This window comes from Stutzerimonas stutzeri (assembly GCF_000219605.1).
GTDB lineage: Bacteria > Pseudomonadota > Gammaproteobacteria > Pseudomonadales > Pseudomonadaceae > Stutzerimonas > Stutzerimonas stutzeri.
Map to the genome: position 1 here is coordinate 121,941 of NC_015740.1, position 24,988 is coordinate 146,928.

Sequence of the window (24,988 nt, forward strand, 5' to 3'; positions counted from 1 at the left end):
TTCAACCTGAAAAATTCATCATTCTTTTGACTTTATGTTTTGGCTTGAGCGGACTGGCGGGCGCCTGCTCCAACAACCTCCCGGCCTTATCCCTATCCGACATTCCCGGCAGCACCGGTGATTTGATCTTGATTCCCGAGCCCTTGCCTGGCGCGCCGCCGGCGTTGATTCGTGCCAGCGGGCCGGAGACGGTGATGCCGCCCGGGTCGAGCTTGATGAAGCTGCCGCCGGCCTTCAGGGTCAGTTCGACGCCGGCTTCGATGACCATCTTTTGCCCGGCTTTGAGGTGGATCTCGCGGCCGGCCCTGGTCAGCTGGGCGGTGCCGAGCTTGATGTGTTGGGTCTGGCCGACGGTGAGGTGGTCGTCGGGTTTGATTTCCACCTTGCGATCACCTGCGACGATGAGATGTTCCTCAGCCTTAAGCTCGCTGTAGCTGTTGGCTTCCACCGTGTCGTGGCGCTCGTGGCCGACGCGGATCTTCTGGTCGTGCTCGATGTTCTCGTCCCAGTCGCGCTGGGCGTGGAGGTAGATCTGTTCGGCACCCTTGCGGTCTTCGATGCGCAGTTCGTTGCAGCCACCACCACCCGGGCTGCTCAGGGTCTTGAACACCGTGCGGGTCTTGTTGGCCGGCAGGTCGTAAGGGACCTGGTGTTCCTTGTGGTACAGGCAGCCGGTCACCAGCGGTTGATCGGGATCGCCTTCGAGGAAGGTCACCAGCACTTCCATGCCGACCCGCGGGATGGCGATGCCGCCATAGCGGTCACCCGCCCAGCTGGAGCTGACGCGCATCCAGCAGCTGGTCTTGTCATCGGCCTGGGCTTCGCGGTCCCAGTGGAACTGGATTTTTACGCGGCCGTACTCGTCGCAGTGGATCTCTTCGCCAGCGGGGCCGGTAACCACGGCGGTCTGGCTGCCGAGCACCTTCGGTTTCGGATGGCGAAGCGCCGGGCGGAAGGGGCTGTCCCAGGGGGTGGCGCTGAAGCGGTTGCGGTAGCCCTGGACGAAGCCGTCACCGCTATCGACATGACTGGCGACGGACTCCTCCAACACCTGCGGCTGCTTGCCTTCGTGCAGCACTTCGGTAAGAAGCCAGAGCTGGTTCCAGTCGCTGCGCGGGTGTTCGGTGAGCGGGAGGAAATGTCCGCTCACCAGCCTCGGCTGGTCGCTCTCGCCGTCGGCCAGCTCGTAGTCGTGGCGGTGGCGTTCCAGGGCGCGCTGCGACAGATGCTTGCCGCGGGCGCGCTCGGTGAAGCGGCCGGGGTAGTCGTAGTCTTCGAGATCAGGTTGGAAGTCGCTGTGGAGCGCGGCCTCCATGGACAGGCGCGGCTTTTCGAAGTCGTAGTCGCGGCGCGTGACGCGGCTGGTACGGGTTTCCAGGCGCAGGCCGAAACGCTTGATCACCGGCTGGTCGGCGACCAGACCGCTGTCCTGCTGATAGGCGGTGGCGGTGAGCCTGGGGAAGACCGTCTGGTCATCGCCGAAGACCAGCACATGACCGGCCGCGCTGTGCTGGAAGTGATAGTGGATGCCCTCTTCCTCGCACAGGCGCTGGATGAAGTGCAGGTCGGTCTCGTCGTACTGCACGCAATATTCGCGCGGTGGGTAAATAACCGGGCCGAGTTGGAAGCTGTAGGCATCGGCTTGGATACCATGCTCCTCAAGTACCTGGGCGACGATCTGCGGCACCGTCAGGTGCTGGAAGATGCGCTGGTTGGTGCGATGGGCGAGGTAGGCCAGCTGCGGCACGAGCGTGAGGCGATAGCGGGTCAGACGCTGGCCGGATTCACCCTGGGCGGCCTGATGCACCAGCCCATGAACACCACTGCCATCCGGCGCGAAGGCAAGAAAAGCCGGGCGATGCAACAGGCTTTCCAGATCCAGGTCGGGGCGCTCGCTGACCAGTTCCACGTCGAAGCGATAAGGCTGGCTGATGGCCTCGCGGCCCCGGAATTCGAGCACCTTGAAGTCGTGCTCGACGCCTTCGAGGGAAAGCGTGAAGTGGGTTTTATTGGCCGCGTTGAACATTGGTCTCTCCTTGTCCTGATGTCATCCATGGGAGTGGCCGAACCAGCGCCGCCAACGGTTCGGTGCGGGGCGGCTGAAGGCTTGCAACAGGCCCGCTGCATCGATGCTGCGCTGCGCTTCGTCGAATGCCAGCGCCAGACGCAGCGCCGGCCAGCAATGCAGGGGCAGCTGCGGCGGGCGCTGCAGGGAGCTGTCCAGCTCCATGGCTTTGGCCTGACGGGCGCTGAGCCGGCGATAAGGGTGGCTGCCGCTGGCCAGTTCATAGAGCACGCAGGCCAGGGCGTAAACATCCGCCGCGGCGGTCAGCTCGCCACCGTCGAGCAGTTCCAGTGCGGCATAACGCGGCGTCCAGGCGGCGAAGCGCGTGCGGCACAGGCGCGGCAAACCGGGCAGCAGCCCTTCCAGCGGTTGTCCGAGCCCATAGTCGAACAGGCGCAGGCCGTCATCGGCGAGCATCACGTTGCTCGGTTTCAGGTCGCCATGCAGCACGCCCAGGCTGTGTGAATAGGTCAGCGCCTCCAGCAGCGGTAACGCGATGCCCTGCAGTTCGTTCCAGGCCATGCCCTGCGGGCGCTCGCACAGTAATTGGTCGAGGGTTGGCCCCTTGAGCAGCTCCAGGGTGATGAAGGCGCGCTGGCTGGCTGGGTCGATGTCGAAGTTGTACAGGCGCACCACATGCCGGTGGCTAAGGCGCGTGGTCAGCGCGTATTCGCTGTAGAGCAGGGCGCTGGCGTCGGGGTACTCGGCAAAATCCTCGCTGAGCGTCTTCAGCGCCACGTAGGGCTCCGGATCGCCGAACTGTTCGCGCAGCAGGTCACGGGCGCGATAGACCGCACCCATGCCGCCGACGCCGAGCAGGCGCTCGATCCGGTAGCGGCCGCCGAGGACTTCCGGCAGCTCGCCGACAGGCGTTTTCGTTGCCTCCGGCACCGGTGTGGCCGCGGTGGAGGCTAGTGCAAAATAGGTGAGATCGCAGGCAGGCTGGGCGTTCATCGGCGTATCACCACGGCGCTGAGATTGTCTCGCGCCGGGCCCTTGAGTGCCTGGCGAAACAGCCGTTCCAGCGCCAGCTGCGTGGACGGCAGGCTGAGTGCGGCGCCGAGCGCGTCGGCGGACATGCTCTGGTAGAGCCCATCGCTGCACAGCAGCAGCGTGTCGCCCGGGAATACGGCGAATTCGAGGATATCCAGCTCCAGCTTCTCGCTGGCGCCTATGGCGCGGGTCAATGCATGGGCAGCCGGGTGTTTGGCGGCAAGCTCGGGGCTGAGCTGCTGCTCGTCAATCAGTTGCTGCAGCAACGAGTGGTCGCGTGACAGCTGATAGAGACGGCCGCTACGCCACAGGTAGCAGCGGCTGTCGCCAGCCCAGATGCACGCGGCGCGATCACTTTCCATAAGCAGGGCGACCACGGTGCTGCCGATCACCGGATCGGGGCGTTCGGCGGTGACCGTCAGTTCCTGGCTGAGCCGGCGATTGAGCTCATGCAGACAGCGCCGCAACGCCCGCAGCCGCTCGGCCAGATCGCCGCCCCTGGAAAGCTCGGCCAGCTGCTCGATGATCAGGCGACTGGCCAGGGCGCCGTTCTGGTGTCCGCCCATGCCGTCGGCCACGGCCCAGAGCCCGGCCTGTGGCAGGTCGAGAAAGGCATCTTCGTTGCGCGCACGCACCTTGCCGGTGTCGGTGCGCGCTGCGCTGCGCCAGCTGCACGCGGTTGCGTTCATCACAGCGTCGCCGGCAGCTTGAAGCCGCGCAGCAGCGCGAGATCGAACGGATTCGGCGAGCGCTGCGCATGCAGCAGGTAGTTGGCGCGCAGGCCGCCGAGATCGGCCTTGAGCATCAACACGTCGCGGCCGCTGTGGTAGTCGACCTGCATCAGGTCGATCAGGCGGAACAGCGACCAGGGCCCGGTGTTCTTCTCGATACCCACGCGACGGCCACCGAGTTCTTCCACCACCAGGCTGGTGCGTCCGTCGTCGGCTTCGGCCGGCCAGCGGAACGCGGTCTGCACGATCGGCCCGTGGCGGTATTCCATCTGCTGGTTGCCGAAGCGGAAGTCGGCGCGACCGAGGCTCGAATCCAGCGAATAGGGCTCGAGCTTGAACCGAATCAGCGGCTCGTTGGGGTTCTCGGCAAAGAAGCTGCGGCGAATGGTCTGGGCCCGACTCATCTGTGCCAGGAACTGCTCGGACAGCGGCAAGCCGCGACCGTCAACCCGGCGCAACTGGTACTCGCCGGCGCTGCCGCTGACGAAGGGCTTGAGGTAGCGCTCAAAAAAACTGTCCGCCAGGCCCTGAGCCTTGAAGAACTCGCGGAAGTCGGCGAGAGCGACATCGCTGGCGCTGTGGGCGCTGAACGGATAACGCTCGCGCAGCGAACCGCGGTAACTGGCGTAAAGCTCGTTGCGATAGCGCTGATTGAGGTAATGGTAGGCATCGGTGAGTACCAGCGACCAGCTGTCTTCGGCCAGCAGCCCCAGCCACTTGCCCAGCGGCTGCGGCAGCCGTGCAGCGCTGCTGCGCAGTTGGTTGATGGCATCGCGCTGGCCGCCCATACGTGCCTTGGCCATTTCGAAGGCGCCTGTTCCGGTGCGCTGGCGTGGGCCAGGGAAGCGAGCTGCAGCTGCAGGGCGTCGAGGGCTTGCAGACTGGCGCTCAACTCGGGGCCGGGCGCGCCGTTCTCGTCGAGCAGCTGGTGCAGCGGCGCGAAGCGTCGCTCCAGGGTTCTGCGCGCGGTGTCCGGCATGTTCTTCAGCAGTGCGGTCTGGGCTTGCTCGGCGGCGGCGGTTGCCAGCTTGGCTGCCTTGCCGAGCTTGCCGCCGGCGCCTTGCGCCGCTTCGGCCAGCTCGCCGGCCCCGGCAGTCGCTTCGACCAGACCGGCGAACCGGGTGTTCTCGCGCACCTCCAGCAACAGTTGCAGCAGCGGCGAGTTCGCGGCGGTGAGCCCGGCGAGCTGCGCGGCACCCTGCGCCGCACCACCGGCGGGGAGAATGTTCAGCTGGGCAATCGCCTCGCTCCAGTGCGCGGCGTAGTCACGGAAGTAAAGCTGTTCCATTTCCACCAGTAGGCGGCCCAGGTCCTTGGTGCTGAGGCTGTCGCCTTCGCCCAGTACCCAGTTGTCGCGCAGTATTTCGCTGACCAGATCGGCGCCCTGTGCGACGAACAGCTTGTGATAGCCGCGCTGGGTGTAGAAGCCTGGAATGGTGTAGTCACCGCCGACGAACAGCGACGCCTGCGGGCCGAGCTGCGTGTTCAGCCGGTAGTCGGGAAGGTTGCGCGCCTGATCGCGCAGCATGCGGTACACCACGGCCGCCAGCGATTCGCTGCGCAGCTGAGCGCGGGCCTTGGCTACCAGATTGTCGTTCAGCTGGTATGCAGCGAAGGATTCTTCCAGCAGGCGCGCGAAGTGGGTGTTGAGGCCCTGCTGCGCCACGGCATTGCCGGGATGGCGCAGCGACCAGTCGGCGGCCAGCCAGTCCTTGAGAAACGCCGCATCACGGCGTTCGGCGAGGTTCAGCATGAGATAGGCGCGCAGGCTGCCGAGCAGCTGCTCGCGGTCATTCAGGTTGGCGCGGATCTGCGCCTCCAGCTGCCGGGCGACGCGCGGCAGCAGCAACCTTTCGAGATCGCGGCGGTAGGCCTCGTGCAGCGTCGGGTCGACCGCTTCGCCCTGATACAGGCCGCCACGGCGCAGCCAGGAAATCTCCTCCCGAGGCGGGAAGACCTGTGTCGCGGCATAGCTCGCATCGAGGGCCTTGAGGGTGCGCAGAGCCTCGTCTCCCGCCGCGATGGTCTTGCGCTCGCTGCCAAGTTCCTGGGCGATGTCGCGCAGCTGTTCAAGGCGTTCATGGTTGCCCGAGAAGTTAAGTGCCCAGGCGCCGCCGACCAGCAGCAGGCAGCCGAAGGCTCCGGCATAGAGGGCACGCTGGCCCCAGTCGATGCGGCGTACTTCGCGTTGGTCGAGGCCCGCCAGTTCGGCTTCAGGGAAGATCACCCGGCTGAGCAGCTGGTTGATGAAGCGCGCGCGACCGCTGCGGAACGTCGGCAGCGCGCTGCTGGCCAGGCCGAGCTGGCGGCCGATGCCGGCGGTGAGCGGATCGAGCGTTTCGCGTAGCTGCGGCGCGCTGGTCAGGTAGAAACCACGCAGCTGGCTGGCACGCTGGTATCGGTTGCCGGCAAACGCGAGTTCGATAAACAGGCTCAGGCGTTCGCCGATCTGCCCCAACTGATGTGGGAAGTCGAGGATTCGGCCGCGGCGCTGTGTATCGCGTTCCTGGTGCATGCGCAGGATCACCTGGCTGTTCAGCCGGCGCAGCAGTTCCTCGAATTCCTGGCGCACGACCTGCGCATCGCTGCCGTTCTGCTCCTTGCGGAAACTCGCACCCAGCACCTGGTCGCTTTCCTCCCGAGACAGCTGCTCGAAGAATTCGTCGAAACCGAGAATTCGATCGGACTTGCTCAGCACCAAGTAGACCGGCACGTCCACGTTCAGACGCTGATGGATCTCGTGCAGGCGCTGGCGGGTCTGGCGGGCCAGGTTCTCCAGCTCCAGTTCACTGCCGCCCTGCAGCTGGTCCACCGGCAGGTTGACCAGTACGCCGTTGAGCGGGCGGGCGCGGCGCCTGCGCAGCAGACCGAGCAGGGTTTCCCAGGCGCTGCCGTCGACCGCTGCATCGGGCTGGGTCAGGTAGCGGCCTGCGGTGTCGATCAGCACGGCATGATCGGCGAAGTACCAGTCGGCATAGCGAGTGCCGGAGACGTCCTTGGTCAGGCGCTGCTGTTCGCTGCGGTTGAGCGGAAAGTCCAGGCCGGAGAAATCCAGCAGGCTGGTCTTGCCGCTACCCTGCGGACCGATCAACAGGTACCAGGGCAGCTCGCTGCGCCATTTCTCGCTGCGCCCGCGGTAGAGGCTGGAGGTCTTCAGGGTGCGCAGCGCCTGCCTGAAGCGATGGCGCAGCTCCTGCTGCTCCTCGCCGATCAGGCCGTCGCGGCGCAGCTGCTCCTGAACGTCCTGGTCCTCGGCGTCGCGCTTTTTGCGCGCACTGGCGCGCCAGCTGGCGAAGACCATGGCCAGCCCCCAGCCGAGAAACAGCACGCTGATGCTCAGCAGGCGGGCAGTCGAGGATTCCCAGAACCGGTAGTCGTCGACTGCCAGCAGCGGCCCGACGAACCACACCATGACCGCCAGCAGCAGGACCAGCAGTAGACTCCAGACCCAGGTCCGGCGCAGCACGGCGCCGAGCTTGCCAAAGAACGTCTTCATCTCATTTCATCCCTGAAAAGGTGGAACCGCCGGCATCCATGTCCAGCGAGCGGTAGGGTTGCAGCACGGCCTCGCGTTGTTCGCCGAGCACCCAGGCGAAGCCGCCGTAAATCACCCCGAGACAGACCAGGGTAAACAGCGCCACCATCCACCAGGGCACGATGCGCACCAGACGTCGGCGGGTGTCCTTGAGGCCTTCCCAGTGCGGCGACAGCTCACGCGGTATATCGCCGCGCATCTGGCGAATCTGTCGGTAGAGGCTGTCGCGTACCGCTTCCAGCTCGAGCATGCCGCGCGGTAGCACGCGATACTTGCCCTCGAAGCCGAGCGACAGGCAGAGGTACATCAGCTCGAGCATCGGCAGGTGCTTGACCGGGTTGCGCGACAGCCGCTCGAGCAGCTGGAAGAACTTCTCGCCGCCGAAGGTCTCGTTGTGGAAGGAGGACAGCAGGCTCATCTGCGACCATTCGCTTTCGTTGCCCCAGGGCGTGGTCACCACGGCCTCGTCGAGCACGGTGCAGAGCACGTAGCGCGCCGCCATCACCTGGCTGCTTTCGGCACCGTCATGCAGCGCGCGATGCTCGAACAGCTTGATCGCGCTGCTCAACTGGCCGTGCAGGGCCTGCAGGTCCTCGCTTTCCAGGCTGTGCTTGAAGCGCACCACTTCCGACAGCAGCGGCGAGGCGGCGGCCACCAGCGGGTTGAGGCTGATGTTGAAGGTTTCCGCCGGGCGCAGGCGCGCCGCGTAGATCATTCGCTCCTCCAGCTGCTCGAAGCGCGGCGGGGTGTCGAAGTCGGTCAGCGGGCTCTGCGCCGGGGCCTCTCCTCCTCGATTGACGATGACCGTGCGGTCGTCCTGTCCGTAATCCATTTCCTTGATCATGTCGCTCAGTCCCTGACCGCCCAGAATTTCAGTTCGAGCCCGGCGAAGTCACCGGACACATGGAAGGCAAAGCCACCGGAACGCTCCAGCTGCGCCTGGTCCTCGGCGCTGAGCTCCAGGGCGAAATAGGTCTTGCCGGCATGGAAGGGGATCTGCCGCGGCGCCACCGGCAGCGGCTTGAGGCGGATGCCCGGCAGATGCAGGTTGACCAACTGACGGATGCGTTCCACCGGGCCGATCTTCAGGTGCGCCGGCAGCCGTGTGCGCAGGGTTTCCGAATCGCACTGGGCGCTGGCGGCGAGCACGAAGGACGCCGTGCCTAGCAGCTTGTGGTCATGCAGCGGCGATACCTGGATGCCGTACTGACGCTGCTGCAGCAGCAGCTCGATGGCGTGCTGCTCGAGCACCATCGACAATACCTGGCGGATCGCGTCCATCAGCTTGCGGAAGCTCGCGCCCTGATCACTGTGCTGGTAACGGCCATCCAAGCGCGGGCGCTTGCTCTCGCTGGAGAAGGTCGCCAGCTCGCCGAGCAGGCCAAGCAGATCCCGGTAGATCTGCTCCGGATGCACCTGCTCCACGCCCAGGTAGTGGCGCAGCACCGGTTCGTGACGGTTGATCAGCTGCAGCATCATGAAGTCGCCGACCTCGGCGCCACCCACCTTGCCGGTGGCGCTGATTCGCTCGGCAAGGGTATCGCCGCGGTGGGCGAGCATGCTGATCACTTCCTTCAGGCAGGACAGCAGATAGGCGGAGGCCTGGAAGTTGACATAGGTGGGGATGAACTCGGGGTCGAGGCTGATGACCCCGTCCGGCGTGGTGTCCAGCACCTCACACAGCTGCAGTTTCACGTAGGCCTGGTCGCTCTGCTGCTCGCCCAGCAGCAGGCGGAAATCTGGCAGACCGGTGCTGACCTGGCTCGTGCTGCTGTCGCCGGCATTGGAGTCGGCGACGTCCAGTTCGTGGGCGGTATAGCGCGCCAGCACGTCCTTCTGCTCGGGCCGGCGGGTTTCGATGTGGTTGCCGGTGACCAGCGGCAGCGCGAGATAGACCGGAGTGCTGCCGGTATTCGGCGGGATGTCCAGAGCCAGAGGCTCGCGCTCGCTGCCCAGCTCGAACAGGGTCCCGTCCGGGAGGATGCCGCTGGCCTGGCTGAGCACCAGCTTGCCCATGTTGAGGAACTGGCGGTCGATCTCCAAATTGAAGAATCCCCAGGCATAGCTGCTCAGCTTCTGGGTGCGCGCCTTGAGTTGGTGATCGTAGTATCGATCGCTTTGCTGGAAGTGCTGCGGGCGCAGCAGCATGCCTTCCTGCCAGACAACCTTGTGCAGGCTCATGCTTATTTTCCTTCTTCGGCGAGCGGGTCGAACAGCGCGATGCCGCGCTCGTCCAGGCTCAGGGCGATGCGGGTGCGCTCTTGCGGCGGCACGGCGATGACGTAGCGCCAGCTGGCTTCCGGCAGGTCGCGGTAGGCGGCCAGCACGCCGACGTAGCGGCTGCCGTCCTGCACGGAGAGCTTCAGCTCACGGCTTTCGCCGGGACGCAGTTCCAGTTCCTCGGAGGTCACCAGGTCTGGCGCCAGTGCTTCCTTGGGCCGCTGGTAGAGGGCGAAGAACTCGCCGTTTTCGAACGCCACCGGATGCTTGAGCTCCAGCAGGCGCAGCACGATCGGCGAAGGCCGGCCGTTGAGGTCGGGGTTGAGACGGGCGCTGCCGTGCAGCTCGAGGTCCAGCTTGGTCAGCTTGGAGTACGGTGACAGTGCCGAGCAGCCGCCCAGCACGAGCAGCGAGGCCAGCATGGCCAGGGTGATGCGACGAGGCATGGGATCATCCTTGATGGGTTGAATCGAGCGTGGCGATCAGGCGCACCTGCTCCTCATAGGTCTTCGCGAAGTCGCGGGCGAACTGGCGTTCGCTCCAGTCGGCATCCTGGCCGAGGCTGTGATGCAGGCGGCGATAGGCACGCCAGCGACTGCCGGCGGTGGCGAGCAGGGGTTTGCGGCCTTCGCGTTCGAAGCGCAGCGCCAGCTGCTCCGGCGCCAGCTGTTCGAACATCGCGTGAACGGCGGCGCGGCTGGCCGCCAGCAGTGCCACCTGATGCGCCTGCAGATCACGAAAGGCTCGGCCGACGGCCTGTTCGGCGCTGAGCTGGCCGGGTTTGCCACCGCGCAAAAGGGCGTTCAGGGCCTCGCTCGCATCGGCGCTGTGCTTGAGCGGGTTGTTGCCGGCGCTCTGCACGGTGGTCAACGCCAGGCGCAGCTCGTTCTTCAGCTCGCTGCGGGTGCGCAGGCTCTGCTGTAGGCCCGCCACGCTCTGCTTGAGCAGGCGGGCAGCATTCAGTGCCAGCGCCTGCCGCTGGTCTTCATCCATCCCCCCGAGATCGATGCCCAGTGCCTCGCCGAAGCGCTCCCAGAAGCCGGGTGGCAGACGTTCAGGCTCCGGTTCGCGTTTGGGTTCGGCTGCAGTCGGCGGCATGACCAGTTCCGGCAGCGGCAGGCTTTCGGTGTCGATGCGGGCGTAGTCGCGCTGCTGGGCCTGGCGTTGTGGTGCCACCAGCGTCAGGTCGAGGTCGTCGACTTCGGCGTAGATGCGCTCCTGTTGATCCATCGCGACCAGGGGATCGAGGTCGAGGAAGGCATCGTCGGGGATGATGGTGCCGGCCGGTTGCGGGCGGCCAATGTCGCCTTCGAACCGCGCCGGGTCCTGGATCAGCCGGGCGCGGATCTCGAAGTCGCCCAGGCAGTAGACGCTGCCATGCTCGATGCGTTGCGGCTGGCCTTTGACCAGGCTGGCGCCGCTGTCCTTGAGCTGGATGCCGTTGCTGCTGGTGTCGGTGAGAAAGAAGGCGCCGTCGCGGTAGCTGATCACTGCATGACGTCCGGAGAGGACGCGCTTGCGGTCGGGGATCACCCAATCGCAGCCCTCTGCGCGGCCGATCACTCCGCCGGCCTGTTTGAAGGTTTTGGTGGTCAGCAGCCCGGGCACGAATTGCTGGGCGCCCACCATATCGAAGACCAGTTCCATGGTCGTGTCGCTCCTTGCGGTTACTTGCCGCGATTCAAGGCTTGCGGATCACCCAGCGGGCGATAGTGGTCATCGTCGAATCTGTAGTTGCCGGTGCAACCGGCGAGCAGCACGGCGGCGATGAGCGAAACGAGGGCGTAATAGCGCACGGGCACGCGATTTCCTCCTTGAAGTCGTGTGTGGGGGCAAGGTGCGCATGGCGCGACCTGAGCGAGGCATTGAAGTTCAGTTGTCCCGCAGGCTCGGTGAACAGGTTCACAGAACACCCGACGGATGCGTCTAAAACGAGCGTGAGGTCAGGTTGAGGCGGCCCGGTGATGCCGCGCGGCAGGTTTAACTTGCGCCGACCGGCCGTTTGCTGGCAGGCGATCCGGTCAGGCGGACGGACCCGCAGAAACGCAAAAGCCCGCAGCGAGCGGGCTTTTGCGGAGCGCTTCGAGGGGGGCTCGAAACGACTATCTAATATGGCGCATCCGGCGGGATTCGAACCCACGACCCCTGCCTTCGGAGGGCAATGCGGTACAGGAATCTTGGTTGGCGGCAAGCGTCCAAAAATACCTCTAAGTGCCGTACTGCAAGGGTTTCGTCTTTAACCGTGCCTTGCAGTTTAGGGCTAATAGCGACATCTGAGGGAGGTTAGCCTTGGCACAAAAAACGAAATCCGGGATATCGATTTTGACCACTAGCCGGACCGTGAAATGAGGTTCACCTGCCAGGACAAATACGTGCCATGAAACAGCGAGTTAACTTGGTAGGCTCGTTTTCAGAAACTTTTGCCAATATGACCGTCATAGGGAAGCTCTGAAAAAGCCCGTTTTTCGCGAAACCGCTGCCCTGTATCCCGCATGGTTACTGGGCTCCATTTTTCGAGAAATGACTTTTTCAGACCATCCTTAGGGAAACTCTGAAGAAGACTTCCTGATTTGGCAAAATACCCCGATCCTACCCGCCGAGTAGCCCGATGAAGCAGATGACTTTCTCCGACGCCGAGTACGCCGGCAAGCGCAAGCAGACCCGCAAAGAGTTGTTCTTGATCGAAATGGATCGGGTAGTGCCATGGAAGGGTTTGGTTGCCTTGATCGAGCCCCACTACCCCAAGGGTGAAGGCGGACGTCCGGCCTATCCGCTGATGGCGATGCTGCGGGTTCATTTGATGCAGAACTGGTTTGGCTACAGCGATCCGGCGATGGAAGAGGCACTGTACGAGACCACCATCCTGCGGCAGTTCGCGGGGCTGAGCCTGGAGCGTATCCCCGACGAAACCACCATCCTCAACTTCCGTCGCCTGCTGGAGAAACACGAACTGGCTGCTGGCATCCTGGCAGTTATCAATGGCTACCTGGGTGACCGTGGCCTGTCGCTGCGCCAAGGCACCATTGTCGATGCCACATTGATCAATGCACCGAGCTCGACCAAGAACAAGGACGGCAAACGCGACCCAGAGATGCATCAGACCAAGAAGGGCAACCAGTATTACTTCGGGGCCGAGGCACACATAGGTGTCGACGATGAATCGGGTTTGGTGCACAGCGTGGTGGTCACGGCAGCCAATGTCGCGGATGTCACCCAGGTCGATAAGCTGCTGCACGGCGAGGAGAACATGGTCGGCGCAGACGCCGGTTACACCGGCGTCGAGAAGCGTCCCGAACATGAAGGCCGCGAAGTCATCTGGCAGATCGCGGCCCGCCGCAGCACTTACAAGAAGCTGGATAAGCGCAGCGCGCTGTACAAAGCCAAGCGCAAGATCGAGAAGGCCAAAGCCCAGGTGCGCGCCAAGGTCGAGCACCCGTTCCGGGTGATCAAGCGTCAGTTTGGCTACACCAAGGTGCGCTTCCGAGGCCTGGCGAAGAATACGTCGCAGATGGTTACGCTGTTTGCGCTATCGAATCTGTGGATGGCTCGCCGACATTTACTGACCTCTGCAGGAGAGGTGCGCCTGTAATGCGAGGCATAGCCGCTGCGAGGTGCTCGCAGCGGCTCAAGCATCGAATTGAGCCGGCGACTTGATCGTTTTTTGATCATTATCCCGCTTTAAAATCAGCAGTGCCTGAAGTCAGTCAGAAAAACTCGACTACTTCAGACCATCCTTAGAGGTAATAAAGCGCTGGCAACCGTAAGCATACTTTAGGCCCCGAGGATGTTGTGCTGCGGGCCGAAAGGGAAGCCGGTAATGTTCTCGGCGCCATGCGCTTGCACGACTAAAATGTCATGCTCGCGATAGCCCCCGGCGCCAGCCTGGCCTTCGGGCAGCATGATCATTGGCTCCATCGATACAACCATGCCCGGCTCGAGCACCGTCTCGATGTCCTCGCGCAACTCCAGCCCGGCCTCGCGGCCATAGTAGTGGCTGAGCACGCCGAACGAGTGGCCGTAGCCGAAGGTGCGGTACTGCAGCAGGTCGTGCTGCTGGTAGATCTCGTTCAACTCGGCGGCGATGTCGCAGCAGCGCACGCCGGGGCGGATCAGTTCGAGGCCGCGCTTATGCACCTGGCAGTTGATCTCCCACAGCTGCAGATGGCGCTCGCTCGGCTCGCCGAAGAACAGGGTGCGCTCCAGCGCGGTGTAGTAGCCGGCAATCATCGGGAAGCAGTTGAGCGAGAGGATGTCGCCGCGCTGCACCCGGCGGGTGGTGACCGGGTTGTGTGCGCCGTCGGTGTTGAGCCCGGACTGAAACCAAGTCCAGGTGTCGCGCAGCTCGCCGTGCGGCACGCGGCGGGCGATCTCACGGGTCATCGCCGTGGTGGCGGCCAGCGCCACCTCGTATTCCGGCACGCCCTCGGCGATCGCCTCGACGCAGGCGGCGCCGCCGATGTCGGCCACTGCCGCGCCGATCTTGATCAGCTCGATTTCCTCGGCGGACTTGACCATGCGCATGCGCATGGTGGCCGGCGCCACGTCGAGGAACTCGATACCTTCTAGCGCGACGTCGAACTTGCGGCGGTGATCGAGGCTGACGTGGTCGAACTCCAGGCCGACGCGGCGGGCGCCCTGCGGCACCGCCTCGCGCACGGCGCGGAAGTAGTTGTCGCGCTGCCAGTCGGTGTAGATCAGGTTGTCACCCAGGCTGCGGCGATAGCCCTGGCCGCCGTCGATGTTGGTGGTGATCAGCGTCGAGCGGTCCTGGGTCACCACCAGCGCATAGCTCCGGCCGAAGGAGCAGTAGAGAAAGTCGCCGAAGTAGTTGACGTTGTGGATCGAGGTCAGCACCACTGTGTCCAGCTGCAGCGCCTGCATCTGGACGCGCAGCATGGCCAGGCGACGGTTCATCTCCGCCACGCTGAAAGTGGCGCGCATTTTCGGCCCGTTGGGCAGGTTGATAAGGCTGGGCATGCTCATGCCGGGACTCCTGTTCGGTGTTGAGAGGATGTGGGCCACAGCATCCTCCCGGGCAGTCCAGGCGAACAAACGGCGATTCTTAATCCTCAGCCATTAGCCGGCCTAATGGCGCTCAGGCGCCCAGCAGCGCCTGGCGATCCTGCAGGTGCTGGCCAACCTCGGCCTGAAGCCACTCGGCAAAGGCCTGCACCCGGGGGCGCTCCACGTAGTCCTGTGGGCAGACCAGCCAGACCTGGCCATCGTGCAGCACATCGGCGAAAGGGCGGCAGAGGATGCCCTGACGCAGGTCGTCGGCGCACAGCGAATGGCGCACCAGCGCCACGCCCTGCCCGCTGCAGGCTGCCTGCAGCACCAGATCGGCACGTGAATAGCCGCAGCCGCCACGGGTATCGACGTCGTAGCGACCCTGGCGCGACAGGAAGGCATCCCAGTTGGTGCTGTAGGCCGCATGCGGCATCGAGTCGTGCAACAGGGTGGTGCCGGCCAGATCGGCGTAGTCGTGCAGCGGGCAGCGCGCCAGCAGCGCCGGGCTGGCCACCGGGTAGATCAGGTCCTCGAACAGGTGGCGCTGGGCCAGACGGGCATCGTCGGTCCAGATCGAGGTTACCGCCAGGTCGACCTCGTCGCCCTTGAAGTTGGGCGGGGCCAGGTTGGCATCCACCTGCAGCTGGATGTCCGGGAAAGCCCGATTGAACGCGGCCAGGCGCGGCAACAGCCACTTGGTGGCGAATGAGGGCATTACGCGCACTTTCAGGGTGCCTGCCAGCGCCTCGTCCCCAATCTGGTGCAGGGTCGCGCCAATCAGACTCAAGGCCTCCGCCACCCCGGCGTAGAGGCGCTCGCCATGGCTGGTCAGGCGCAGGCCGCGCGGCAGGCGATGGAACAGCGGGTAGCCGAGGTGCTGTTCGAGGGCCTGGATCTTCTGACTCACCGCACTTTGGGTGAGGAACAGGTCCTGGGAGGCGCGGGTAAAGCTCAGGTGGCGGGCAGCGGCCTCGAAGTAGCGCAGACCTTCGAGAGACGGCAAGGCACGGGATGGGGGCATGGCAATCACTCTGTTGGATACGCCCATCCCAGCAGGATTCGTGCCGGCATTAGCCGGCCTAATGGCTCGCCGTTAGAAAAAGCCGTTTGTGGGGGAAATCGGCACTGAACATGCTTGAGCCATCGCCAACTCCCTTAAGGACCGTCCCATGAAAGCGTTTCGCTCCCTGTTTGCTCCCCTGCTGCTCGGTGCCCTACTGCCACTGCACGCCGCCACTGCCCATGCCGACCTGCTCGCCGACATCAGGCAGCGTGGTGAGATCGTGATCGCCACCGAGGCGCGCTATGCGCCTTTTGAAATGCTGGAGAACGGCAAGATCGTCGGCTACGGCAAGGACATCCTCGACGAGATCATGAAGGAGCTGCCGGGGGTCACGCTCAAACAGCTCGACGTGCCGTTCCAAGGCATCCTGCCAGGGCTGTCCAGCCAGCGCTTCGACTTCGTCGCCACCTCGCTGACCATTACCCAGGCACGCACGGAGAGCTTCGCCTTCACCGTGCCGTTCGCCACCGCCAGCGTGGCGGTGCTCAAGCGCAAGGGTGATGAGCGCATCGCCAGCGCCGGCGATCTGGTCGGCAAGGTGGTCGGCAGCCAGTCCGGCGCGCCGCAGATCGAGGTGCTCAAGGCCTACGAGAACGAGGTGCTCAAGCCGCAGCACGGCGCCGGGGTGAAGGAGATCAAGGCGTTCATGGACTACAACGAGGCCTACGCCGCCCTCGCCTCGCGCCGCGTCGATGCCGTGGTGCAGTCGCTACCCAACCTGGCGCCGCTGGTCAAGGAGCGTGCCGACGTGTTCGAGATCGTCCAGCCGCCCTTCGGTCCGGCCACCTACTACGCCTGGGCCGGGCGCAAGGATGCCGACAGCGCTTCGCTGGTGCAGTTCTTCAGTGACGGCATCGCCCGCCTGAACCAGAGCGGCAAGCTGGCCGAGCTGCAGCGCAAGTGGTTCGGCTTCGAGATGCCGGTGCCAGCCGACCAGGTGCCCACCCCGGCCAACTGATCGCCATCCATCGCCAGCACGGGACCACGCCATGTTCGACTTCACTGCCGTCATTCCCCACCTGCCGCAGCTGCTGGTCGGTCTGGCCAGCACCCTGCTGGTCTCGCTCAGTGCCATCGCCCTGGGGCTGGTGCTCGGCTGGGCGATCTGCCTGGGCCTGACCGGCCACCGAGCCTGGCTGCGTCGCGTCTGTGCGATCTATGTCAGCTTTTTCCGCGGCACGCCGCTGCTGGTGCAGCTGATCCTGGTGTTCTACGCCCTGCCGGCGGTAGGTATCAGCCTGCCGCCGTTGGCCGCCGCGGTGCTGGCGCTGACCCTCAACAGCGCCGCCTTCCAAGGCGAGATCCTGCGCTCGGGATTCCAGATGCTGCCCAAGGGGCAACTCGAAGCGGCGCGCGACCTCGGCCTATCGCCGCTGCAGACCTTGCTGCATGTGCAGATCCCTCAGGTACTGCGCAGCATGCTGCCGGCGCTGACCAACGAGACCATCGACATCATCAAGAACTCCGCGCTGGTCTCCGCGGTGGCCGTGCACGAACTGATGCGCACCGCGCAGACCCTCGCCTCCACCACCTACCGCCCGATCGAGTTCTTCGCCGTGGCCGGGCTGCTCTACCTGCTGGTGACCCTGTGCACCGGACGCCTGGGCAGCTGGCTCGAATCCCGACTGCGCACCGCCTGAGAGACTGGCCATGATCGACTTCAACCTGCTTGCCGAACACCGCGAGGCAATCCTCGCCGGTGTCTGGATGACCGTGAAGATGAGTGCCGGCGGCATTTCCCTCGGCCTGCTGCTGGGCCTGGCGCTGCACGGTCTGCGCCAGCTCGGCGGAATCTGGCTGGTGCCGCTGTACCACGCCTACGTCGCTCTATTTCGCGGCACGCCGCTGCTGGTGCAGCTGTTCCTGGTCTTTTACGGCGGGCCGTACATCGGCCTGGAGTGGAGTGCCGAACGGGTCGGCCTGGTCGGCCTGGCGCTGTACGGCGCCGCCTACTTCGCTGAGATCATCCGCGCCGGGCGCGAGGCCATCCCGCGCGGCCAGATCGAGTCCGCGCGCGACCTCGGCCTGAGCCCGGGGCAGATGTTCCGCGTGGTGCTCTGGCCGCAGATGCTGGCGCGCTGCCTGGCGCCGCTGGTGGGCCAGACGGTGATCCTGGTCAAGGAGTCCTCAGTGCTGTCGATCATCACCGTGGCCGAACTGACCAACGTGGCGATGACCATCGCCACCCAGAGCTATTCCATGCTCGAACCCTATGCAGTGCTGGCCCTGGCCTACTGGGCCATCGCCATTGTCGTGGCCGCCATCGGGGCGCGCCTGGAACGCCACTTCACCCAGTATCAGTGCCGCTGAGGAGCCCGCCATGTCCCAACCCTACGCCATCGAGATCCGCGACTTGCACAAGCACTACGGCGCGCACCATGTCCTCAAGGGCATCGACCTTGATATCCGCCCCGGCGAGGTGGTCAGCATCATCGGAGGTTCCGGCTCGGGCAAGTCCACCCTGCTGCGCTGCATCAACTTCCTCGAGGAGTACACCGGCGGAGAAGTACTGGTGAACGGTCGGATGATCGGCTACGGCAGCTCGGTCACCGGCGAACCCTACCGCCTGCCCGAACAGACGATCCGCGAGTCGCTCACCGACGTCTGCATGGTGTTCCAGCAGTTCAACCTGTGGCCGCACATGAGGGTGCTGGACAACGTCGCCGCGCCGCTGCGCCTGGTCAAGGGCGTGCGCAAGGCCGAAGCCTATGAGCGCGCCCAAGCACAGCTGGAGCGCGTCGGCATGGGCCACAAAGCCGCCAGCTACCCCGGCCAGCTGTCCGGCGGCCAGCAGCAGCGGGTGGCCATCGCCCGTGCGCTGACCATGCAGCCGAGCATCATGCTGTTCGACGAACCCACCTCGGCGCTCGACCCGGAACTGGTTGGCGAGGTACTCAACGTCATCCGCGACCTCGCCGATGCCGGCATGACCCTGGCGATCGTCACCCACGAGATGGGCTTCGCCGCCAGGGTCTCGGACAAGGTGGTCTTCCTCGCCGAGGGCCGCATCGAGGAACAGGGCGCTCCCCAGGACCTGTTCAATACGCCGCAGAGCGCGCGCCTGCAGCAGTTCCTAACCTCCTGGAACGAACGACAGAACAGCCTGGCCATGGCCTGACCCAGGCTGCCTGACCCAAGCGCCACAACCCCGACCTTGCCCCCTGCGCCAGCAGCGCGGGCGGGTTCCGTGCGACCATCGCCATCCGACACACGGGCTCCGCGCCCTCTGGATAGACCATGAAACAAGGTGTTTTCTACGGCAGCCTGGCCGGCGCCGCCTGGGGGCTGGTGTTCCTCTCCCCGGCGCTGCTCGCCGACTTCTCGCCGCTGCTGCTCAGCTGCGGGCGCTTCCTCATGTACGGCGTCATCGCCCTGCTGATCGGCCTGCCGCTGGCGCGCGGTCTGCTGCGCAAGCTCAGCCTGGCGGACTTGCTGGCGCTCACCCGCCTGTCGCTGACCGGCAATATTGTCTACTTCGTCCTGCTGGCCGCCGCTGTGCAGCGGGTCGGCATCGCGGCGACCTCGCTGGTGATCGGTGTGCTCCCGCTGACCATCACCCTACTCGGGCGCAACGAGGCCGATGCCCCTGCCCTGCGCCGGCTGCTCTGGCCGCTGCTGGCGGTGCTGGTCGGCATCGTCTGCATCAACCTGGAGGCGCTGCTGGGTGGCAGCGGGCAGAGCCAGCCGCTGGACGAGCGGGTGCAGGGCATGGTCTACGCGGTGCTGGCACTGGCCTGCTGGAGCTGGTTCGCCACCGACAATGCGCGCTGTCTGAAGCGCCAGACCCACTTCAACAGCAATGAGTGGTCGCTGCTGACGGGCATGATCACGGGCCTGCTGGCCGGCTGCATCTGGCTGGCAGCCGAGCTGCTCGGCCTTACCGCGGTGCAGATCGAGCTGCCTGCCGAGCGCTGGCAGAGTTTCTGGCTGGTCAACCTGGTCCTCGCCGTGGTGGCCTCATGGCTGGGCTACACCTTCTGGAACGCCAGCACCCGCCGCCTACCGCTGACCCTGTCAGGGCAGATGGTCGTCTTCGAGACCTTATTCGCCCTGGTCTACGGCTTTGTTTACCTACAACGCCTGCCTACTCTGCTGGAAGGCTTCGCCATACTCCTGCTGCTGGGCGGTGTTTGCGCCGCCGTGGCGCGGCATGGTAAGCCGGCCGTTACGGCACCGGTGAACGTCACTTTAGGGTAGGACGACAACTGATCAATAAAGCGGTTTACCACAGGTAGATATGTGACAAATTTCAGCAGAGAACGCTCGGTTAATAGTGGAGATGAACAGGTGCTTGAACTAATCATAGTACGGCAGCCAGCTCACTCGTCCTTGGCGGGGTTAGTGCAGCAGTTAGCTCACTCGTCCTTGGCGTTTATCTCGGCAGAGATTTCGCCAAACGACTCCCAGTGGCCAACCAGTTCATCAACGCGATCAGGAATGCGCGGTGACTTACTGAGCACCAGACAGCGGGTCGTACCCACGTATTCCTCAAGGAGGTAGAGCGTGTCCCCAACGTCGACGCCCATTTCCTGTAGAACGTCGTCAGGCAGGCGAATGGCGCCATCGCCGTCCCAGTCTTCGATCACAACGTGATGTTTCATCGCGGCTCCAGAAGACGGTTGGATGAGATGTCCGCAGGGGGAGGCAGTGGCACGCTGCCAACTAAGTCCCGCGGCGCAGGCCGGCAGCATAGCAAAGAGCGGGCAGGCTCAGGGAGAGGTAACGAACGCGTCTACCCAGCCATTGCTGCCGGTGGACGAAAACTCACCCGAGCAGCTCAACTGCGCAAGTCGGGAACGAGCACCCGGAATGGGGCGTCAGGAATGCGCTCAATCGATTCAGACCACGAACAGAGCGATACCAGATGCCAGGCACTTACCCGCTGCATGATGCGCCAAATGACGCTACAATAATGCCACATGTCGCATCTGGAGGAATGCTCTATGGTTTCCGCCGACACTCGCACTCGAACCCGCAAGGCAGCACCCGCCGCCCGTAGGCCAACGGAATACCTTTTCCAAAGTGACTCTGACCAGCTCAGTCCGGTCATGGTCTACAGGCTCACGGTCAAAGGCTTCGACCTGAAAGACGTGCAAGACATGCTTGCGATTTCTGATCTGTATTCGACGAAGAAGATCATGAGTCGCATTGTGGGCAAGTCCATCAGGACGATTCAGCGCCAGGGCAGCAAGCAACCAGCACACCTCAACTCCCAACAGAGCGCCGTGGCATTTCAGTACGCGAAGGTGCTGGAGCACGCGATCAATGTATTCGGCACTCAAAAGCTGGCCGAAGAATGGCTAGGCCGCCCTTGCAAGTATCTGGACGGGGACGTGCCGCTGGACGTTATCGACAACCCAGTGGGTTTTCAGGCAATCGAGGACTATCTGGAGCGCATCGAGTACGGGATCTATCAGTGAACCCTCTTCCCTGGTCTGGCTCATGGCACGCATGGCGCATCGACCGTGAGGTCTACAAGGACACCTGGGACAGTGGCATTGGTGCCCACAAGCTGGGTGGCCGCTGGAGCGCTCCGGGGCGAAACGTTGTATACGCATCGGCAGATCCCTCAACCGCCATCCTGGAGGTGGCGGTGCATGTCGGCTTCGATGCGTTGGATACGGTTGCGCATGTGCTCACATGCTTCGAAGTGCTCGATCAAAGCCTTATCAAGGTCGTACAGCCTGAAGATGTTCCCAATCCTGTCTGGCTGACGAGTGCATCCGCTTCACCTAACCAGCAGAAGTTTGCAGACGCCCTGCTGGCCGAGCATCCGTTCGTACTCATCCCATCCGCCGTCACTCGCCACTCTTGGAACTTGCTTGTCAGTCGCGAGCTGGCCGAGGGCAGGTATCGAATGATCAGCCAAGAGCGCTTCGGCCTGGATACGCGTCTCGTTAAGGTCTGAGTGGCTTGCGCTGGCTGAGCCAGCAGTGTCTTTCAGGTGAATGCCTTTAGATTGCGTGACAGCTCTTCACGTAGCCGTAGCACCAGGACGTGTACCGGCCAGAACAACAGGCCCTACCTGTCCCCCCTGATTTACAACGCCCCAGCCTACGGCACAGCAACCAAGCCAGTGAAAGCTCACTTGGGCCTTTAAACTGACGCCGCTCTTTTTGAGTAGGAAACGACGGAATACCACCGGGGAAATTCACTATCCCCATGCCGCACTCAGCTAATCCACCAGCAGCTCACTGATAGGTCATCGAGACTTCGCTCTGTAGCCACCGTGGCTGCACTCGATTACCGCAGAATGTCGGTGGCAGTCCTGCAAAAACCACTGAGCCGCCACAAGTGCTCACTGGGACACCTTTGAACCGCCCCGGCTTTCCCGGAGGCTCCAACTCTTGAGAGGATGGAGCCATGAAGACGACGACGAAGTACTCCCCGGAAGTCCGCGAGCGAGCGGTTCGACTGGTATTGGAACATCAAGGCAACCACGAGTCGGAATGGGCAGCGATTTGCTCGATTTCTGCCAAGATCGGTTGTACCGCCGAAACACTGCGCCGTTGGGTACGCCAGGCCGAGCGCGATACTGGCAAACGTGAAGGCCAGACCAGCAGCGAACGCGAGCGGATCAAGGCGCTGGAACGTGAGGTGCGTGAGTTGCGCCAGGCCAACGAGATCCTGCGCAAGGCGTCCGCGTATTTTGCCCAGGCGGAGCTCGACCGCCGCTTCAAGCCATGAAGGCGTTCGTCGACGAGCATCGTGCGGTTTATGGAGTCGAGCCGATCTGCCGGGTACTGCCGATCGCTCCATCGACCTACTACGCCCATGCACATTGCCAGGCCGCTCCCGAGCGGCGTTCTCCGCGAACACGGCGTGACGAGGTACTGAGCGGGCATATCCAGCGGGTCTGGGAGGAGAACTTCCAGGTCTACGGCGTGCGCAAGGTCTGGCGGCAACTCAAGCGCGAAGGCGTAGTGGTGGCCCGCTGCACGGTGGAGCGACTGATGCGGCGACTGGGTCTACAAGGTGTCGTACGCGGCAAACCGGTCAAGACTACGATCAGCGACAAGGCCACCCCGTGCTCGCTGGACAAGGTCAATCGCCAGTTCCGCGCCGAGCGGCCAAACGCGCTCTGGGTGTCGGACTTCACCTACGTCAGCACGTGGCAGGGCTTCGTCTACGTGGCCTTTGTCATCGACGTATTCGCCCGGCGTATCGTCGGCTGGCGCGTGTCCAGCTCAGCCCGCACAGACTTTGTTCTCGATGCGTTGGAACAGGCGTTGTATGCCCGCCGACCGGTCGGCCAGGGCAGCCTGATCCATCACAGCGACCGTGGCGTGCAGTACGTCTCGATCCGCTATACCGAGCGCCTAGCTGAAGCTGGGGTCGAGCCCTCGGTGGGCAGCGTGGGCGACTCCTATGACAATGCCTTGGCCGAGACCATCAATGGCCTGTACAAGGCCGAGGTGATCCATCGTCGTTCCTGGCAGAATCGGGAGGCAGTGGAGCTGGCGACGCTGGAGTGGGTGGACTGGTTCAACCACCGACGGCTACTGGAGCCCATCGGGAACATGCCGCCGGCAGAGGCCGAAGCGATCTACTATCAGCAACTTACCGAGTCGGCCCAAGCGGCATGACTCACACCAAAGAGCCTCCGGAATTCCCGGGGCGGTTCACCTTCGCCGAACTAGCCAAATACACCCTCGTGACGACAGAACCCTCCACCAAATCGCCAATATCCAGCATGCGCCCCCGGAATAAATCGTGAAACCTCGACTGTCCTGGCCTTTCACTCACTCTATTCAAATGACACCGCCCCTGCGGACCATTAAACGGAGCCCACCCGCCAGGACAAATACGTATCATGAGGCAGCGGGTTAGCTTGGTAAGCTCGCTCTCAGACAACCTTTGTCGATGTGGCCGTCATGGAAGAAAGCGCGCAACAGCGTTCAGAACGCTATGTATCCGCCCGCAGCCAGCACCCCGCGTGGCTTTTGCTCGCCTCGCGTCGTGCTCCGCTCGTATTGGGTTGCCTGCGGACACTTTTCGAGCGGGCGCACGATGGGATCCCCATGGAGGATGCGCTGCAAGCGCTGTCCGAAATGCTGGCTGCTTATGCCAGCCAGGAGCTTTACGAGATCGACCCGGATGCAACGCATCTCCAAGCAGGTCGTGAACTTCGTGAATGGATCAAGCGGCGCCTGGTCGTAGAACGAGAGGGCCGTATCTACGCCACCGACGCGTTGGAGTCCGCCATCCAGTTCGTCGATTCGCTGGATAGTCGGATCATGACTTCCACGGCATCTCGCCTTTCGGTGGTTCAGCGCGAGATCGAGAACCTTGAAACGGGTCTGAACCCTAGCCCTACTGGCCGTATTGCCAGCCTGCGCCGCCGAATCCAGGATTTGCAGCACGAGCTAGCGCAGGTAGAAGCTGGCCACGTCGTCGTGCTGGATGAAGCGCAGGCGATAGAAGGCATACGCGAGATATATAACCTGGCCACCAGCCTGCGCGCAGACTTTCGACGGGTTGAAGACTCTTGGCGCGAGGCTGATCGCGCCCTTCGACAGTCCATCATCAGCGAGCAGTCTCACCGTGGAGAGATCGTCGATCGGTTGTTGGATGGGCAAGATGCTCTACTCAACACACCGGAAGGGCGTGTCTTCGAAAGCTTCCAGCAGCAACTGAGGCAGTCCGCTGAGCTGGAAGCCATGCGTGAGCGCTTGCGCACCATCCTTCGTCATCCAGCGGTTCCAGAGGCACTGAATCGTCCCCAGCAACGTGAGCTGCGTTGGCTGGCGTTACGCCTGGTTCGGGAGTCGCAGGCTGTGCTCCAGGCGCGTGCTCGAAGCGAGCGCGATGTTCGCGGCTTCATGAAGACGGGGCTGGCCGCCGAGCATCATCGCGTCGGCCAGTTACTCAACGACTTCTTCAATCTAGCGCTCAGCGTCGACTGGCAGCGCCAGTCAGAACGCCGTAAGCCTGTCTGTTTACCACCGGTTGGCGTAGCCATTACCGGCGTCCCGGCAATCGAGCGTCTTCGTTTCAAGACCCTGGATGACGATGATGCGGGCGAGCTGGATCTGAGTTTGAAGCCTGCGGGGCTGGAGCAGATTGATGACGACTTCTGGGATGCCTTCGACGGGCTGGATCGTGAAGCGCTGATTCATGACACCCTGGCTGTGCTGGTGGAGCAGGGTCGCCCTGTGACTCTCGGGGAGCTTGCGTCTTTGCTTCCACCTGCTCACGACCTGGAAACCTTTGCGCTCTGGCTGGCGATGGCGCGCGAGGCAGGTATCGAGGTGCTGACAGAGGAGCGTCAGCTCATGGAGCTAGTTGACGAGGATGAGCAACGCTGGCGCTTCAATCTGCCTTATGTCGGACTCGACCACGAGGCACTCAAGGACATCGATTGGGAGTTGTGA

21 protein-coding genes, 1 pseudogene and 1 other annotated feature are annotated in these 24,988 nt (G+C 63.7%); of the genes and pseudogenes, 10 read left to right on the forward strand and 12 right to left on the reverse strand.

All coding sequences use genetic code 11. The annotated features are described in order from the left end of the window. Position 1: 1 nt before the first annotated feature. From PSTAB_RS00550 to PSTAB_RS00590, 9 genes and pseudogenes are all read right to left on the reverse strand, one after another. Positions 2–2,026, reverse strand: a complete 2,025-nt coding sequence (locus PSTAB_RS00550; RefSeq protein WP_013981260.1) for a type VI secretion system Vgr family protein — start codon at positions 2,024–2,026, stop codon at positions 2–4. A gap of 21 nt (positions 2,027–2,047) precedes the next feature. Beyond that, entirely contained in the window at positions 2,048–3,019 is a 972-nt protein-coding gene (locus PSTAB_RS00555; protein WP_013981261.1) for a serine/threonine-protein kinase, read from the reverse strand. Beyond that, positions 3,016–3,747, reverse strand: a complete 732-nt coding sequence (locus PSTAB_RS00560; protein ID WP_013981262.1) for a PP2C family protein-serine/threonine phosphatase — start codon at positions 3,745–3,747, stop codon at positions 3,016–3,018. The genes PSTAB_RS00555 and PSTAB_RS00560 overlap by 4 nt, the downstream gene beginning before the upstream one ends. Further along, positions 3,747–7,285: pseudogene (gene tssM / locus PSTAB_RS00565) on the reverse strand (type VI secretion system membrane subunit TssM). The gene PSTAB_RS00560 and the pseudogene tssM overlap by 1 nt, the downstream one beginning before the upstream one ends. A 1-nt stretch (position 7,286) precedes the next feature. Continuing rightward, entirely contained in the window at positions 7,287–8,168 is an 882-nt protein-coding gene (icmH, locus tag PSTAB_RS00570) for a type IVB secretion system protein IcmH/DotU (protein ID WP_013981263.1), read from the reverse strand. Between the two features lie 5 nt (positions 8,169–8,173). Further along, positions 8,174–9,505, reverse strand: coding sequence for a type VI secretion system baseplate subunit TssK (gene tssK / locus PSTAB_RS00575; protein WP_013981264.1), 1,332 nt, complete (start codon positions 9,503–9,505; stop codon positions 8,174–8,176). A 2-nt stretch (positions 9,506–9,507) separates the two neighbouring features. After that, positions 9,508–9,990 carry a type VI secretion system lipoprotein TssJ gene (gene tssJ / locus PSTAB_RS00580; protein WP_013981265.1) on the reverse strand — a complete coding sequence of 161 codons (483 nt, stop codon included), beginning with the start codon at positions 9,988–9,990 and terminating at the stop codon, positions 9,508–9,510. A gap of 4 nt (positions 9,991–9,994) precedes the next feature. Then, complete coding sequence (gene tagH / locus PSTAB_RS00585; RefSeq protein WP_013981266.1) at positions 9,995–11,191, reverse strand: type VI secretion system-associated FHA domain protein TagH; 1,197 nt, start codon at positions 11,189–11,191, stop codon at positions 9,995–9,997. Positions 11,192–11,211: 20 nt separating this feature from the next. Next, entirely contained in the window at positions 11,212–11,346 is a 135-nt protein-coding gene (locus PSTAB_RS00590; RefSeq protein WP_013981267.1) for a hypothetical protein, read from the reverse strand. Positions 11,347–12,152: 806 nt separating this feature from the next. Here PSTAB_RS00590 and PSTAB_RS00595 point away from each other — a divergent pair. Further along, positions 12,153–13,133 (forward strand): IS5-like element ISPa52 family transposase, encoded by a 981-nt coding sequence (locus PSTAB_RS00595; RefSeq protein ID WP_013981268.1) that lies wholly within the window; start codon positions 12,153–12,155, stop codon positions 13,131–13,133. Positions 13,134–13,315: 182 nt separating this feature from the next. Here the strand turns inward: PSTAB_RS00595 and PSTAB_RS00600 are convergent, their stop codons facing one another. Both PSTAB_RS00600 and PSTAB_RS00605 read right to left on the reverse strand, forming a co-directional pair. After that, the gene (locus tag PSTAB_RS00600) at positions 13,316–14,527 is read right to left on the reverse strand and encodes a M24 family metallopeptidase (RefSeq protein ID WP_013981269.1); all 1,212 of its coding nucleotides are present in this window, start codon (positions 14,525–14,527) and stop codon (positions 13,316–13,318) included. A gap of 112 nt (positions 14,528–14,639) precedes the next feature. Then, positions 14,640–15,572 carry a LysR substrate-binding domain-containing protein gene (locus tag PSTAB_RS00605; RefSeq protein ID WP_033997557.1) on the reverse strand — a complete coding sequence of 311 codons (933 nt, stop codon included), beginning with the start codon at positions 15,570–15,572 and terminating at the stop codon, positions 14,640–14,642. A 148-nt stretch (positions 15,573–15,720) separates the two neighbouring features. Here PSTAB_RS00605 and PSTAB_RS00610 point away from each other — a divergent pair, with 148 nt between their 5' ends. The 5 genes from PSTAB_RS00610 to PSTAB_RS00630 all read left to right on the forward strand — a co-directional run bounded on the left by PSTAB_RS00610 (position 15,721) and on the right by PSTAB_RS00630 (position 19,811). Further along, entirely contained in the window at positions 15,721–16,572 is an 852-nt protein-coding gene (locus PSTAB_RS00610; protein WP_013981271.1) for a transporter substrate-binding domain-containing protein, read from the forward strand. A gap of 31 nt (positions 16,573–16,603) precedes the next feature. Continuing rightward, complete coding sequence (locus PSTAB_RS00615; RefSeq protein WP_013981272.1) at positions 16,604–17,254, forward strand: amino acid ABC transporter permease; 651 nt, start codon at positions 16,604–16,606, stop codon at positions 17,252–17,254. A gap of 10 nt (positions 17,255–17,264) precedes the next feature. Further along, a complete protein-coding gene (locus PSTAB_RS00620) occupies positions 17,265–17,924 on the forward strand; it encodes an amino acid ABC transporter permease (RefSeq protein ID WP_013981273.1) in 660 nt (219 codons plus the stop codon). Between the two features lie 10 nt (positions 17,925–17,934). After that, positions 17,935–18,732: an amino acid ABC transporter ATP-binding protein gene (locus tag PSTAB_RS00625; RefSeq protein ID WP_013981274.1), complete on the forward strand. Its 798-nt coding sequence runs from the start codon at positions 17,935–17,937 to the stop codon at positions 18,730–18,732. A 119-nt stretch (positions 18,733–18,851) separates the two neighbouring features. Beyond that, positions 18,852–19,811 carry a DMT family transporter gene (locus PSTAB_RS00630; RefSeq protein WP_013981275.1) on the forward strand — a complete coding sequence of 320 codons (960 nt, stop codon included), beginning with the start codon at positions 18,852–18,854 and terminating at the stop codon, positions 19,809–19,811. Positions 19,812–19,969: 158 nt separating this feature from the next. On the opposite strand, the gene PSTAB_RS00635 is transcribed toward PSTAB_RS00630, so the two are convergent. Further along, positions 19,970–20,215, reverse strand: coding sequence for an AbrB/MazE/SpoVT family DNA-binding domain-containing protein (locus tag PSTAB_RS00635; RefSeq protein WP_003294186.1), 246 nt, complete (start codon positions 20,213–20,215; stop codon positions 19,970–19,972). A 342-nt stretch (positions 20,216–20,557) separates the two neighbouring features. On the opposite strand from PSTAB_RS00635, the gene PSTAB_RS00640 reads away from it, so the two are divergent. From PSTAB_RS00640 to PSTAB_RS00660, 4 genes are all read left to right on the forward strand, one after another. Next, positions 20,558–21,034, forward strand: coding sequence for an antitoxin Xre/MbcA/ParS toxin-binding domain-containing protein (locus tag PSTAB_RS00640; protein WP_033997559.1), 477 nt, complete (start codon positions 20,558–20,560; stop codon positions 21,032–21,034). Further along, positions 21,031–21,522: an RES family NAD+ phosphorylase gene (locus PSTAB_RS00645; protein WP_041771610.1), complete on the forward strand. Its 492-nt coding sequence runs from the start codon at positions 21,031–21,033 to the stop codon at positions 21,520–21,522. The genes PSTAB_RS00640 and PSTAB_RS00645 overlap by 4 nt, the downstream gene beginning before the upstream one ends. 455 nt (positions 21,523–21,977) lie before the next feature. Next, positions 21,978–23,200, forward strand: a protein-coding gene (locus tag PSTAB_RS00655) for an IS3 family transposase (protein WP_095460747.1) whose coding sequence is annotated in 2 segments (ribosomal slippage) — positions 21,978–22,263 and positions 22,263–23,200 — 1,224 coding nt in all. Because the reading frame shifts where the segments join, the coding sequence is not laid out codon by codon here. After that, positions 22,256–22,372, forward strand: a sequence feature (AL1L pseudoknot). It overlaps the preceding gene by 117 nt. A gap of 288 nt (positions 23,201–23,488) precedes the next feature. Beyond that, entirely contained in the window at positions 23,489–24,988 is a 1,500-nt protein-coding gene (locus tag PSTAB_RS00660) for a DUF3375 domain-containing protein (RefSeq protein WP_071536819.1), read from the forward strand.